Origin of the sequence: Lysobacter terrestris, from assembly GCF_014489475.1 — a bacterium.
Classification (GTDB): Bacteria; Pseudomonadota; Gammaproteobacteria; order Xanthomonadales; family Xanthomonadaceae; genus Agrilutibacter; species Agrilutibacter terrestris.
In genome coordinates, this window is the sequence record NZ_CP060820.1 from 533,573 (window position 1) to 547,683 (window position 14,111).

Genomic DNA, 14,111 nt, shown 5'->3' on the forward strand with positions numbered 1-14,111 from the left:
CGGGCCTACCGGCGCGGCCCGTATCGCGGTCCGTATAATTGCGGGCTATGTCCGCCGACTCCTCCCTGCGCCCCACCGGCGCCCCGCTGCCCGACCTCGCCACCATCCAGGCCCTCGCCCGCGACGACATGGCCGCGGTCGACGCGCTGATCCGGCGCCGCCTCGCTTCCGACGTGGTGCTGATCAACCAGGTCGCCGAATACATCGTCGGTGCCGGCGGCAAGCGCCTGCGGCCGATGCTGCTGCTGCTCGCCGCGGGCGCGCTCGGCGATCGCAGCGGCAAGGGCATCGGCCCCGACGCGCACCAGCTCGCGGCCGTGGTCGAATTCATCCACACCGCGACCCTGTTGCACGACGATGTCGTCGACGAATCCGACCTGCGCCGCGGCCGCAAGACCGCCAACGCGGTGTGGGGCAACGCGGCCAGCGTGCTGGTCGGCGACTTCCTGTACTCGCGCAGCTTCCAGCTGATGGTCGAACTGGACCGCATGGAAGTCATGCGCATCCTCGCCGACACCACCAACCAGATCGCCGAGGGCGAGGTGCTGCAGCTGCTGCACGTGCGCAACCCCGACACCGACGAAGCGGCGTACCTGCGCGTGATCGAGCGCAAGACCGCGGTGCTGTTCGCCGCCGCTACGCGCCTGGGCGCGCTGCTGTCGGGCGCGGACGCCGCGACCTGCGATGCGCTGCACGCCTACGGCATGAACCTGGGTTACGCGTTCCAGATCGCCGACGACGTGCTCGACTACGCCTCCGACGCCGAGACGCTGGGCAAGAACCTGGGCGACGACCTCGCCGAAGGCAAGGCCACGCTGCCGCTGATCCACGCCATCGCGCACAGCGACGCCGACACCCGCGGACGCCTGCGCCACGCGGTGGAACACGGCGACACCGACGCGCTGCCCGACGTGCTGCAGGCGATCCGCGCTACCGGCGGCCTCGATTACAGCCGCCAGCGCGCCTTCGAATACGCAGATGCCGCGCAGCGCGCGCTCGACGGCATCGCCGGCAACGATTACACCGCCGCCCTGCGCGGGCTGGCGCGCTACGCGGTCAACCGCGACCACTGACCTTGACGCGCCCGGTCACTCCCGGGCGAAGCGTTCGCGGAAGAACGCGTGCAGCAGCGCCAGCGCGCGCCGCGCCGAGCGCTCGTGGTAGCGGCAGTTGTCGGCCGGATCGGCCGGCGTGTCCTCCGGCTGGGTGAAGCAGTGGCGCGCGCCGCCGAAGTTGACGAACTGCCAGTCGGCGCCGGCCGCATCCATTTCCTTCTCGAACGCCGCGATCTGCGTGGCCGGCACCGAAGTATCGTCGGCGCCGTTCAGCGCCAGCACCGCGGCCTTGATCGCACCGGGCTGCGCCGGGTGATAGCTGTCGAGGTCGCCGTGCAGGCTGACCACGCCGGCCAGGTCGGCACCGCTGCGCGCCAGCTCCAGCGCGACCGAACCGCCGAAGCAGAAGCCGAACGCGCCGATCCGCGCGGGATCCAGCGGCACCTTGCCCTGCTGCGCCTGCAACGCCGCCATCGCCGCGGCCGCGCGCTTGCGCAGGGTCAGGCCGCCATCGGCATAGGCCTTCATGACCTGCGCCCTGGCCTCGCCCTTGTCCCGGGGCAGCACGCCCTTGCCGTACACGTCGGCCACCAGCACCACGTAGTCGTCGCCGGCGATGGTCGCGGCGCGCGCGATGTTGGCCTGCGACATGCCCATCCAGTTCGGCACCATCACCAGGCCCGGACGCGGCGTCGCGCTGGCATCGTCGTAGACCAGCATGCCGCGGAAGCTGTCGTCGCCTACCTGCCATTCCACCGGCACGTTACGCACGGCGGCGAAGGCCGGGCTGCAGATTCCCACCGCAAGCGCGAGGGTGGCGACGAGTCGGCACATGGCGTGGTCTCCGCGGTGTGGCCGCCGGGCCCGATGCCCCGCGAACCCAAGCGATCATGCCACCGCGGCAGCAGGCGCGACCCCGCGCATGTTGGCCGCTGGCCGCGACCGCGCGCTCAGGAAATACCCAGCCCCGGAATCGCGCTGATGCAGTCGGGATCGAAGCCGGCGAGCTCGGCGAAATGGCGTCCGCGCGCGACGTAATCCCGATACGCGCCGAAGCTCGGCGCCCCCGGCGACAGCAGGACCACGCCTTCGCCCGCCAGCGCGTCCTGCGCCTGGCGCATGGCGTCGGCCAGGTCTTCCGCGGCGCCGAGCACGAAGCCGTGTTCGCCGGCCAGCGGTTCGAGCAGGTCGTGGATGCGCGGGCCGTTCTGGCCCATGGTGACGATCGCCAGCGGCGCAGACACGCGCATTGCCTGCGCGAACTCCTCCCACGGCAACCCGCGGTCGTGCCCGCCGACGAGGATCGCGACGCGACGGCCGCGGAACACGTCCAGCGCCGCCAGGCTCGCGTGCGGCGTGGTGCTGATCGAATCGTTGACGTAGGTGACGCCATCGCGCGTGCCCACGGTCTGCAGCCGGTGCGGCAACGGCCGGAAATCCGCCGCATGCGGCGCCAGCGCGACCGCGTCCAGACCCAGCGCCTCGATCGCGGTGAGCACCGCGCACAGGTTGCCGCGGTTGTGGCGGCCGGGCAGCGGCAACGGCAACGTGTCCAGCACGAAGCGTTCGCCCCGGTGCAGCGCATCGCCGCGCAGGTGCCAGCCGTCGGCGTTGCCGAACCAGTGGATCTCGCTGTCGGGCAGCTGCAGCGCGGACAGGATCGGATCGTTGGCGTTGAGCACCGCGATGCGCGGCTTCGCCTCGGTCAGCAGGCGCAGCTTGTCGGCGACGTAGCGCCCGTGCGAGCCGTGCCAGTCCAGGTGTTCGGGAAAGATGTTGAGCGCGACGGCGACCGCGGGGCGCGCGCCGCTCGCGGCCACGTCGCCGGTCTGGTAGCTCGACAGTTCGATCGCCCAGTACGCGGGCGCGGGCGCAGGCGCCAGCACTTCCAGCAGCGGCAGGCCGATGTTGCCGGCCAGCGCGGTGGCGTGGCCGCCGGCGCGCAGCAGGTGCGCCAGCAGCGAGGTCGTGGTGCTCTTGCCCTTGGTGCCGGTGACGCACACGGCGTTGTCGACGAAGCCGGCGGCGTTGGCGTGCTCGCCGAACCACAACGCGGTGCCGCCGACGAAACACGTGCCCTGTCCTGCCGCGGCCACCGCTTCGGGTTTGTACGGGCTGATGCCGGGCGACTTCACCACGACATCGAACGCCGCCAGCCGCGCGGCGGATGCCTCGGTTTCCACGGCGAGCGACGCATCGGCGAGCGCTGCGGCGTCCGCGGCCTCGCCGACACTGCAGAACAGGGTCAGCGGCAACGCAGGCAACCGCGCGCGGATCGCGTGATAGGCGGCGCGGCCCTCGCGACCCCAGCCCCACAGGGCGACGCGACGGCCGTCGAGCCGGCGGATCGCCAGCGGTGCGGCCTCAGGCGGTGAACTGCGCACGCAGGCGATCCCACAGCGACGCAGGAATGCGGTGTTCGGCATCGAGCACCAGCAACGGCTCGATGCCCAGTTCCGTGCCGTCGAGCTGCGGGCGGATCTCCTGCGCGAAGCGTTCCACCAGCGCGTCCTCGCGCCACTCCGGTCGGGCCGCGAGTGCGGCCATCGCCGCGCGTGATTCGCGGCCTTCGCCCACGCATTCGAACGGCTTGTGGTCCTGGTATTCGAGCAGCGCGTCGTAACCCGCGGTCTGCGCCGGGTCGTCGAGCAGGTTGCGGCCGAAGATGCCGACCAGGCGCGGCTTGGGCATGAACGGCGCCAGCGCCAGGAATACGAAGTGGCACTTCGGGCACACCCCGCACCAGCGGTTGGCCGGGCGCTCGCCCATGATGTGGAAGTTGCGGTTGCAGCTGCTGAAGTGCGCGTCGTAGTGGTCGGTCCTGGCGAACTGGCGCGCGACGGCGAGTTCGCTGAGCGGACGCAGCAGCGAGTAGTAATGCAGGTCGGCCGCGACGTGCTTCTGCACATGCTCGCCGAACGCCTTCTCGCACGCCCAGCCCTTGGACCACTGGTGGTTCACCTCGCCGGTGCCTTCGATCAGGCTGCCGTAGCTCGCCGAACGTTCGTTGGAGAACACGACCTGGTCGACGTCCAGCAGCACCGCGGCAAGCACCATGATCGCCGAGTTCAGCACCGTCACCGGAATGTGGCCATTCCATGCGCCTTCGCGGTTGTAGTCGAACAGCTGCGGCGCCAGCGCGCGGCCGAGGTTGAGCGTCGACAATCCGGTACGCTCGGCGCAGGCGCGGATCAGCTGCGAACCACCGACCCAGGTGACGGTCTGCCCGATGCCGAGCGTGCGCAGTGCTTCGATGCTGACCAGCGAATCCTTGCCGCCGCCGATGGCGACCAGCGCGTGTTCGCGCAGGCCAAGCGCCGGCGCCTGGGTGGCGTCATCGCGCGCGGCCACGGGGAAGCGGATCTTCTCGTGCAGGTTCAGGCCGTTGCGGTAGGCAAATTCGCCCAGGCCGTTCACGTAGATCAGCTCGAGCAGTGCAGCCGTGTCGGCGTCGATCGCGTAGGAATCGATGCGGATCTCTTCCGGCACCGCGGCCTTGTAGTAGCTGACGCCCGCGATCAGGTGCAGCAACTGCAACGCGCGTTCGGCGGCGACGGCGCGTTCGCCTTCGAGAGTGAACGGCGCACCGGGCACGGTCACCGTCTCGATCAGCTCGGGGCCGTCGTCGAAGGCGTACACCAGCTGCGCGACACCGGTCGTCGCGTCGAAGGTGCAACGCACGAAGCGGAAGGCCTTGATCGCGTCGCGTTGGAATTTCCAGTCAGTCATTTCGGAACCATCGTAGGGCGGGCCCAGGCCCGCCGTTTGGAACAATGTGAGCAATCGAAGGCGGGCTTGCGCCCGCCTACCCGATCACGTCTTCGGCCGGCAGCGCTCGCAGGTTGTAGGTGTTCGCCATCGCCATGCCGTAGGCGCCCGCATCGGCCACCAGCAGCACGTCGCCTTCACTGGTCGCCGCCGGCAGCAGGCGGCTGCGGCCGAGCACGTCGCCGCTCTCACAGATGGGGCCGACCACGTCGAAAGCCACGCCCGCGCCGTCGTCCAGCCGGCTCAGATTGTGGATGCCGTGGTAGGCCTCGTACATCGCCGGCCGCATCAGGGCATTCATGCCCGCGTCGCCGCCGACACGGCGCACGCCGTCCTTCTCCACCACCTGGGTCACGCCCAGCAGCAGCACGCCCGATTCGGCCACCAGATAGCGGCCCGGCTCGATCACCAGTCCGTAACGCGGATAGGCGGCCTTGATCTCGTCGAGGCCGTCGCGCCATGCCGCCAGATCGAACGGCTGCGCATCGGGCGTATACGGAATCGGCAATCCACCGCCGATGTCGATCGTCTCGATCGTGCCGACGCTGTCGGCCAGGCCGGCCAGTTCCGCGTACACGCCACGCCAGTGGCGCGGATCGTCGATGCCGCTACCCAGGTGCGCATGCAGGCCACTGATGCGGACGTTGAGCTTGCGCGCCTCGGCGAGGAAGGCATCGAAGCGCGCGACCGGCAGGCCGAACTTCGCCGCCACGCCGCCCGTCTTCACCTTCTCGTGGTGGCCTTCGCCGTGACCGAGGTCGAGGCGCAGCCACAACGTGCGATCGCGGAACACCTCCGGCCAGCGCTGCAGCGCCTCGACGTTGTCGAGCGTCACGGTGACGCCACGCGCGAACGCCGCTTCGTACTCGCGCCGCGGCGCGAAGCTGGGGGTGAACAGCACGCGCTGCGGCGACAGGTTCGGAACCGTGGCGAAGACGTGGTCGAGCTCGGCCTGCGACACGCATTCCAGCCCGAAGCCCTCGCCCACGATCGCGCGCAGGACCGCCGCGTTGGGATTGGCCTTGATCGCGTAGAAGCAGCGGTCGATCGCCGGCACCGCCAGCAGCCCGCGCGCGCGTTCGCGCACGGTCGCCAGGTCGTACACGTAGCGCGGCGTGCCCGCCTGCGCATGCTGCAGCAGCGCGCCACGTGCGCCCACCCACCACGCCGGCGCGCGCTCGACCTTGCCGTGCGCGATCTCGCGCCAGCTCGGGCCGAACACGCTGGCATCCAGCACCGGCATCGCGCCGCCGCGGATCAGCTCCGCGTGCAGCTGCGGCAGCATGCCGTCGGCGTCGGCTTCGTCGATGACGAAGGTGAGGTTGAGGTCGTTGGACGACTGCGAGATCAGGTGCACGCGCTCACGGCCGAAGGTCGCCCACACGTCCGACAGCTTGTGCAGCAGCGAACGCATGCCGCGACCGACCAGCGTGATCGCCGCGCACGGCGCGATCACCTTCACCCGGCAGACTTCGGCGAGGTCGGCGCTGAGTGCTTCCAGCACGTTGGAATTGACCAGGTTCTCGCTGGGATCCAGCGAGACGGTGACATTGGTTTCCGACGAGCCGATCAGGTCGACCGAGAGGCCGTGGCGCTTGAAGCGTTCGAACACGTCGGCGAGGAAGCCGACCTGCTGCCACATGCCGATGCTTTCCATCGACACCAGCACGATGCCGTTGCGGCGGCTGATCGCCTTGACACCCGGCACGGTCGCCGCCGACGCGTCGATGCGCGTGCCCGGCAGGTCGAAGCGCTCGGTGTCGAGGATCGCCATCGGCACGCCGGCGTCGCGACACGGCGCGATCGAACGCGGGTGCAGCACCTTGGCGCCGGTGGTGGCGATTTCCTGCGCCTCGGCGTAATCCAGGCGCGTGAGCAGGCGTGCATCGGGCACGTCGCGCGGGTTGGCGGTGAACATGCCGGGTACATCGGTCCAGATCTCCACCCGCTTCGCCTTCAGCAGCGCACCGAAGTAGGCGGCCGAGGTATCCGAGCCGCCGCGACCGAGGATCGCCGTGCCGCCGTCGCCGTGCCGCGCGATGAAGCCCTGCGAGATCAGCATCGGCGCGGCCTGCCGGGTGAAACGCTCGACGAACGCGGCATCGCCGTTGTGGCGGCAGTTCACCGACAGGCGCTGCGCCCACGGGCTGGCGTTGGGCAGCGACACCGCATCGAGCCAGTCGCGCGCGTCGCACCAGCCGAAGTCGTGGCCCTGCGTGCGCAGGTAGGCCGCGCCCAGCGTCGAGGACAGCAGCTCGCCCTGCGCCAGCACTTCGGCCTGCCAGTCCAGCGCGCGTTGCGCCGCGCGCGGATCGCTGCCGAGCGCCTGCAGGGCGACGAGGCGTTCGCCCAGCACCGCATCCGCGTCCAGTTCGAGTTCGGCGCAGAACGCGCGATGGCGCTCGACCAGCGCGGCGATGCGCCCGGCGATGTCGTCGCGCGCTTCTATCGGTGCGTTCGCGATCGCCTGCAGCTCGTTGGTCACCCCCGACAGCGCCGACACCACCACCAGCACGCGCACGCCGTCCTCGGCCATGCGTTTCGAAGCGAGGCGTCCAATGGTGTCCCAACGGTTGCGGCGCGATACGGAGGTGCCGCCGAACTTGAGTACTACCCAGGGAGTCGCTCCCGCTGTCACTGACGTATGTCCTTCTTTTGGAGGGTGATGAGGAAAGGAAATGCCCCGTGCGCGCCGCGGACCTCTAGAATCCGACGCTGGCCGGACCCCGCGCTTTGAAGCGGCATGCACGAACACGCGATTCTAGTCGAAGCGGCCTGCTCCCACCCCCACCGGACCTGTCGTCCATGAGTCGTTCCAAATGAAACGTCGTTATCTGCAGCTGGACGTGTTCGCCGGCAATCCCGGCGACGGCAATCCGCTGGCCGTCGTGCTCGACGCGCAGGGCCTGGACGATGCCGCCATGCAGGCCATCGCCAAGTGGACGCGCCTGCCGGAAACGACCTTCGTCTTCCCGCCCACCCGGCCGGGCGCGAGCTACCGCATCCGCATGTTCAGCCCGCGCCGCGAAGTGCCCTTCGCCGGGCATCCCAGCGTCGGCACCGCCCACGCCGTGCTGGAAGCCGGCCTGGCCACACCGCGCGACGGCCTGCTGTACCAGGAAGGCATCGCCGGCGTGCTGCCGCTGCAGGTCGTCGGCGAGGGGCGTACGCGGACGATCGCCGTGCGCACGCCGAAGGCGCGGGTGGTGGAAATCGCTTCCCCTGGCGATCCGCGCCTGGCGCCGGCCCTGCGCGGCCTGGCCCTGGGCCCGCTGCCGCCGGTGCTGATGGACGGCGGCCGCCGCTGGTGGCTGGCGGAACTCGCCGACGAGGCATCCCTGCGCGCCGCCGAGCCGGACTGGGACGCGATCGCCGCGCTGGCGCAGGCCACCGAAACCATGGGCCTGTTCGTCTACGCCCGCAGCGCCGACCCGATCTACTACTACGCGGTGCGCGCCTTCGTCGGCGCACCGGCGCGGTTCGAGGACGCCGCCTCCGGCGCCGCCAACGCCACGCTGGCAGCCTGGCTGGCGTCGCGGGACGCCCTGCCCAGCCGCGACGGCCGTTACCGCATCAGCCAGGGCCGGGAAGTCGGCCACGACGCGATCATCGACCTGCACGTGGACGCCGACGGCGAAGTCTGGTCGGGCGGGCGCGTGTGCAACGTGGTGACCGGACATATCGATTGGCCCGCGTGACCGGGCCCGTTGCAGTTGCCGTATGGATTTTTGCTCGTCATCCCGGCGCAAGCCGGGATCCAACTTCAAGCCACTGCAACGGCTGGATCCCGGCTTGCGCCGGGATGACGAGTGAAATGGCACCGACAACAACCATTGATTACTGAGAAACAAGCCGGTCCGCCATGACCCAACTCGCCAACCAAGTCGTCTGGATCACCGGCGCCTCCAGCGGCATCGGCGAGGCCTTGGCGAAGCTCGCCGCGCAGCGCGGCGCGAAGCTGGTGCTGTCCTCGCGGCGCGAAGCCGAACTGGAACGCGTACGCCAGGCCTGTCCGCGCCCGCAGGACGTTGCCATCCTCCCGGTCGACCTCGCCGATTTCGGCGATGCCGACGCGCTGGCCGCGCAGGCTGCGGCCTTCTTCGGCCCCATCGACGTGCTGGTCAACAACGCCGGCATTTCCCAGCGCACCGCGATGCTCGACACCGGCATGCCGGCGTATCGGCGGCTGATGGAGATCGACGTATTCGCGCCGATCGCCCTGACCAAGGCGCTGGCGCCGGGCTGGGTCGCGCGCGGCCGCGGCCACGTCGTGGTGGTGAGTTCGGTGTTCGGCACCATCGCGATGGCACGTCGCACCGGTTACGCCGCGGCCAAGCACGCGCTGCACGGCTTCTTCGACAGCGCCCGCATCGAGCTGGGCCACCGTGGGGTGCAGTTCACCCTCGCCTGCCCCGGCTTCGTGCGCACCAACGTGTCGGTGAACGCGCTGGGCCCCGGCGGCCAGCCCTACGGCAAGTCCGACCACGACATCGACGCCGGCATGGACCCGCGGGTGTGCGCGGAGAAGATCTGGCGCGCGGTCGAGGCCGACCGCTTTGAGGTCACCATCGCCGGGGTCGAACGCGTCGCGGTGCTGATCAAGCGCTTCCTGCCGCTGCGCTGGTACACGGCGTTCGCGCGGCGCCTCAAGATCAACTGACACAAAGAAGCAGGGGCCCGAGGGCCCCTGCTTCGTCACTCCGCCCGCACGTCCACCCGCACGCGGATGCGGTCGCCGGGGTGGTAGTTGGTGCGCGTCGTGTACTGGTGGCCGGCGTATTCGTAGGTGACGTCGTACGCGTCCACCGAACGTTCGCCGTTGCTGTAGTAGCCGCTGCCCGCCGGTTGCGGATCGCACACCGTCACCGTACCGACCCGGTCAGGGGCGCGTTGGCGCTGGCTCTGCTCGTAGACCTGGCGGCCGGCCATGCCGCCGACCATCGAACCGATCGCCGACGTCGCGTAACGGGCGCTGCCGCCGCCGACCTGGCTGCCGACCGCGGCGCCGATGATGCCGCCGACCACGGTCGCGACCGTCGCACCCGTCTGCGTGCCGCCGCTGCTGCGACGGTAGTTGCCGTACTGGTCGTAGTAACCGTCGTGGTCATTACGGGCATAACCGTCGTTGCGGTAGTAGCCATCGTTGCGGTAATCGCCGTTGTCGTAACCGCCGTTGTAGCTGCCGTCGCCGCGCACATAGGTGTCGCGCTGGTAGCAGCGCTGCGAGTTCGACGTCGGATAGTTGGAGCCGTAACGCGAATCGAACACCGGATCGACGCGGATCACCCGGGCGGTGTCGTAGCGGACGTTCGCGTCCTGCCCGTTGTAGGGCGCAGAACGGTACGTCGTCTGTGCGGAAGCCAGCCCGGTGGCAGCCGCCAGGCACAGGGCCAGGGTGGAAACGAACAGACGCTTCATGGTGGGAACTCCGCAACGCCGGAATGGCGTGCGCGGATCGTCGGTCGGGGGCGGGCAATACAGGCTGAATCCAGCCGGCCAGCGCGCGCCGGTTTACCTCGCCGACAGCCAGGCCGCGGCCTGCGCCGCCACGGCCGGCGCGGCGCGCCCCAGCAACGGACCGACGTGGCTCGGCGCGTCCACCATCACCAGCCCGGCTTGCCATGCCGTGGCCAGCGCCTGCGTGAGCGCGGGGGGCACGTCCTCGTCTCGACTGGACGCGATGCACAGCACCGGACACTGGGGCATGGCGACCTCGACGCCCGCCTGCGCGGCGCGCAGGACCGCGCCGGCTTCGTCGCGCCAGCGCGCATAAGCGAACAACGCGGTCGCAGCGTCGGCATCCGGCAACGCCCGGCGCGTCGACGCCAACCGCGCATCGCGCCGCCACGGCACGAGATCCGGCCATTCGCGCGCCGGCAGCGCCTGCGCCCACGGCAACGGCGGCAAGGGATTCACCAGCACCAGCGCATCGGCCGCATCCGCGCACAGCATCGCCAGCAACCCGCCCAGGCTGGCGCCGACCAGCGCGCGCGGCCGCGGCAGGGCCAGCAGCGCGGCCCGCGCCTGCTGGCGGTAGTCGTCCAGCGTGGTCGTGGCCAAGCCATCCGGACGGGGTTGCAGGTCCGGGGTGGCGAGTTCGATGCCCGATGCGGTGAACACGCCGCGCCAGGCATTCCATTCCCAACCGCCCCCGCCGGCGCCGTGCAGCGCGAGCGCGTGCCCGATCCGTGGCCGCACGCGCGCCGTGCCTCAGCCCTGCAGCGTCGCCGACAGCGTCACCGGCACCGCCAGCGCGCGCGAGATCACGCACCCGGCCTTGGCGGCTTCGGCGATCTGCTGGAACTGTTCGGCGCTGATCCCCGGCACCTTCGCGTTGACGACCAGGTTGACGCCGGTGATCGTCGGGCCCGGATCCATGCCGGGGTCCATCGTGGCCTCGGCGCGGGTTTCGATCCGGTCGGGGGTGAAGCCCGACTTGCCGAGTACCGCCGACAGCGCCATCGAGAAGCAGCCGGCATGCGCCGCGGCCAGCAGCTCTTCCGGGTTGGTGCCCTTCTCGTCGCCGAAGCGGGTCTTGAACGAGTAGTTCTGGTCGGCGAACAGCCCGCTCTGCGGCGTGCTCATGCTGCCCTTGCCGGCTTGCAGGTCGCCTTGCCAGACCGCATCCGCGTAGCGCTTGAAGGCCATGTCCACTGCTCCGGGAAAAAGGGCGCACAGGGTAGCGCCGGCCACGTTAGCTTTGTGATGCGGTCTTCATGCCGCCTGCGCTGCGGGCGCCCTTGACCCGCCGCATCCGCTGCGGGATGGTTGCTCCCCCGGCCACCCGCCGGCACCCCGCCATGACCGCCCTCGCCGAGCGCACGCTCGGGAATGGCAGCGCTTCCGACGCGGACAGCCATGACGGCCAGTTTCCTGGGCAACACGCCCTACCCAACCACGGGAGAAACGGCCTCATGTCGTACAGCACACAGGACATCCGCAACGTGGCCTTGGCAGGCCACCCCGCCGCCGGCAAGACGACGCTCTTCGAAGCCCTGCTGCACGCCGGCGGCGCGATCCAGACAGCAGGCAGCATCGAACGCGGCAGCACCGTCTCCGACTTCGACCCGATCGAAAAAGAACGCGGCCACTCGCTCGACGTCGGCATCGCCTCCACCGACCACGGCGGCATCCACGTCAACCTGATCGACACCCCCGGCTATCCCGACTTCCGCGGCCCCGCGCTGTCCGCGCTCGCGGCCGTGGAAACCGTGGCGATAGTCGTGGACGCCGACAGCGGCGTGGAATACGGCACGCGCCGCATGATGGAGTACGCCAAGGCACGCAACCTGTGCCGCGTGCTGGTGGTCAACAAGATCGACCACGCCGACGCCGCCAGCGCGCGCGTGCTGGACGAATTGCGCGAGACCTTCGGCAACGAATGCCTGCCGTTGAACCTGCCGGTCGACGGCGGCAAGGGCGTGATCGACTGCTTCGCGAACACGCAGGGCGACAGCGACCTCGGCCCCGTCGCCGAGTGGCACCAGAAGATCATCGACCAGGTGGTCGAGATCAACGAGACGGTGATGGAGCACTACCTCGACCTCGGCGAGGGCGGCCTGTCCGGACAGGAACTGCACGACGCCTTCGAGCAATGCCTGCGCGAAGGCCACCTCGTCCCCGTGCTGTTCTGTTCGGCACGCAGCGGCGTGGGCACCAGGGAATTGCTGGATACCGCGGAAAAACTCTTCCCGAATCCCGCCGAAGCCAATCCGCCGGCCTTCCACAAGCTCAACGGCCAGGGCGCCGAACCGGTCGACGCCGCGCCCGATCCGGGCCGGCACGTGATCGCCGACGTCTTCAAGATCGTCAACGATCCCTTCGTCGGCAAGCTCGGCATCTTCCGCGTCTACCAGGGCACGGTGAAGAAGGACACGCAGCTGTTCGTCGACGACGGCAAGAAGCCGTTCAAGGTCGGCCACCTGTTCAAGCTCAAGGGCAAGGACCACGTCGAGATCGACCAGGCCGTGCCCGGCGACATCGCCGCGGTCGCCAAGGTCGACGAACTGCATTTCGACGCGGTGCTGCACGACAGCCACGACGAGGACCACATCCACCTGGATCCGCTGGACTTTCCCAAGCCGATGTTCGGCCTGGCGGTGGAAGCCGCGCACAAGGGCCAGGAGCAGAAGCTGTCGACCGCGCTGCACAAGCTCGCCGAGGAAGATCCCTGCTTCACCGTCGAACACGAAGCCGAAACCAACGAAACGGTGATCCGCGGCCTCTCCGACCTGCACCTGCGCGTCAACCTCGACCGGCTCAAAGACAAGCACGGCGTGGAAGTGAAATCGCGCCCGCCGCGCATCGCCTACCGCGAAACCGTCGCCGGCAAGGCCGAAGGCCACCACCGCCACAAGAAACAGACCGGCGGCGCGGGCCAGTTCGGCGAGGTGTTCCTGCGCATCGAGCCGTTGCCGCGCGGTGGCGGCTTCGAGTTCGTCGACGAGGTGAAGGGCGGCACCATCCCCGGCCAGTTCATGCCGGCGGTGGAGAAAGGCGTGCGCCAGGTGCTGCACCACGGCGCGGTCGCCGGCTATCCGATGCAGGACGTGCGCGTGATCGTGTACGACGGCAAGCACCACAGCGTCGACAGCAAGGAAGTCGCGTTCGTCGCCGCGGGCAAGAAGGCCTTCCTCGACGCGATCAGCAAGGCGCGGCCGCAGGTGCTCGAACCCATCGTCGACCTCGAGGTCAGCGCGCCCGAGCAGCACATGGGCGACATCAGCGGCGGCCTCGCCAGCAAGCGTGCGCGCATCAACGGCACCGACTCGACGCGCGGCAACGAGATCGTCGTGCGCGCGCAGGTGCCGCTGTCGGAGCTGGAGGGCTACGCGGCGGAGCTGAAATCGGTGACCGCCGGCCGCGGCCGCTACTCGCTCGACTTCAGCCACTACGAACCGGTCCCGCCACAGGTGCAGCAGAAGCTGGTCGAGGGCTACAAGCCGAAGGCGGAAGAGGACTGAGCCGCCACGCGCGCAACCCGGACCGGCAGCACCGGTCCGGATGCCCGCCACCCGCCCAGCGGCCGATCACGACAAGGCTGACTGCGGCAACGGCGGCCGTGAAATTGCGATGCACGGCACCAACCGGAAAACCCGTGCAGGCCGCAAGCGGCCTTGTGATCCGGTTCGCAGATCGCTGGCGGTTTCAGGCGTTTCATCCCTCCTGCAACAGGGGGGTCACCATGAACGCCGGAAAGCCAACCCGGTCCAGCGACCGGTACGAACGTCTCGCCCGCAGCATGCTCGCCGTCGCCTTGCTGGCGGCGGTGGTCTGGGCCGTGTCAGG

The 14,111-nt window shown here is 69.8% G+C and carries 11 protein-coding genes; 4 read left to right on the forward strand and 7 right to left on the reverse strand.

Annotated elements, in window-relative coordinates; all coding sequences use genetic code 11:
• Positions 1-47: 47 nt before the first annotated feature.
• Positions 48-1,073 carry a polyprenyl synthetase family protein gene (locus tag H8B22_RS02535; RefSeq protein ID WP_187712559.1) on the forward strand — a complete coding sequence of 342 codons (1,026 nt, stop codon included), beginning with the start codon at positions 48-50 and terminating at the stop codon, positions 1,071-1,073.
• A gap of 15 nt (positions 1,074-1,088) precedes the next feature.
• On the opposite strand, the gene H8B22_RS02540 is transcribed toward H8B22_RS02535, so the two are convergent.
• The 4 genes from H8B22_RS02540 to H8B22_RS02555 form a co-directional block, all read right to left on the reverse strand.
• Positions 1,089-1,889: a dienelactone hydrolase family protein gene (locus H8B22_RS02540; protein WP_187712560.1), complete on the reverse strand. Its 801-nt coding sequence runs from the start codon at positions 1,887-1,889 to the stop codon at positions 1,089-1,091.
• A gap of 116 nt (positions 1,890-2,005) precedes the next feature.
• The gene (murD, locus tag H8B22_RS02545; protein ID WP_187713500.1) at positions 2,006-3,409 is read right to left on the reverse strand and encodes a UDP-N-acetylmuramoyl-L-alanine--D-glutamate ligase; all 1,404 of its coding nucleotides are present in this window, start codon (positions 3,407-3,409) and stop codon (positions 2,006-2,008) included.
• Positions 3,410-3,419: 10 nt separating this feature from the next.
• The gene (gene murL / locus H8B22_RS02550; RefSeq protein WP_187712561.1) at positions 3,420-4,784 is read right to left on the reverse strand and encodes a UDP-N-acetyl-alpha-D-muramoyl-L-alanyl-L-glutamate epimerase; all 1,365 of its coding nucleotides are present in this window, start codon (positions 4,782-4,784) and stop codon (positions 3,420-3,422) included.
• A gap of 76 nt (positions 4,785-4,860) precedes the next feature.
• Positions 4,861-7,461 carry a bifunctional aspartate kinase/diaminopimelate decarboxylase gene (locus tag H8B22_RS02555; RefSeq protein WP_187712562.1) on the reverse strand — a complete coding sequence of 867 codons (2,601 nt, stop codon included), beginning with the start codon at positions 7,459-7,461 and terminating at the stop codon, positions 4,861-4,863.
• A 181-nt stretch (positions 7,462-7,642) separates the two neighbouring features.
• On the opposite strand from H8B22_RS02555, the gene H8B22_RS02560 reads away from it, so the two are divergent.
• Both H8B22_RS02560 and H8B22_RS02565 read left to right on the forward strand, forming a co-directional pair.
• Positions 7,643-8,521, forward strand: coding sequence for a PhzF family phenazine biosynthesis protein (locus H8B22_RS02560; RefSeq protein ID WP_187712563.1), 879 nt, complete (start codon positions 7,643-7,645; stop codon positions 8,519-8,521).
• Positions 8,522-8,685: 164 nt separating this feature from the next.
• A complete protein-coding gene (locus H8B22_RS02565) occupies positions 8,686-9,483 on the forward strand; it encodes an SDR family oxidoreductase (RefSeq protein ID WP_187712564.1) in 798 nt (265 codons plus the stop codon).
• 35 nt (positions 9,484-9,518) lie between these two features.
• Here the strand turns inward: H8B22_RS02565 and H8B22_RS02570 are convergent, their stop codons facing one another.
• From H8B22_RS02570 to H8B22_RS02580, 3 genes are all read right to left on the reverse strand, one after another.
• Positions 9,519-10,241, reverse strand: a complete 723-nt coding sequence (locus H8B22_RS02570) for a glycine zipper 2TM domain-containing protein (protein WP_187712565.1) — start codon at positions 10,239-10,241, stop codon at positions 9,519-9,521.
• A 93-nt stretch (positions 10,242-10,334) separates the two neighbouring features.
• Complete coding sequence (locus H8B22_RS02575) at positions 10,335-11,021, reverse strand: alpha/beta fold hydrolase (protein ID WP_187712566.1); 687 nt, start codon at positions 11,019-11,021, stop codon at positions 10,335-10,337.
• Positions 11,022-11,033: 12 nt separating this feature from the next.
• Positions 11,034-11,471: an OsmC family protein gene (locus tag H8B22_RS02580; protein WP_187712567.1), complete on the reverse strand. Its 438-nt coding sequence runs from the start codon at positions 11,469-11,471 to the stop codon at positions 11,034-11,036.
• A gap of 266 nt (positions 11,472-11,737) precedes the next feature.
• On the opposite strand from H8B22_RS02580, the gene fusA reads away from it, so the two are divergent.
• A complete protein-coding gene (gene fusA / locus H8B22_RS02585; protein ID WP_187712568.1) occupies positions 11,738-13,786 on the forward strand; it encodes an elongation factor G in 2,049 nt (682 codons plus the stop codon).
• Positions 13,787-14,111: the final 325 nt, after the last annotated feature.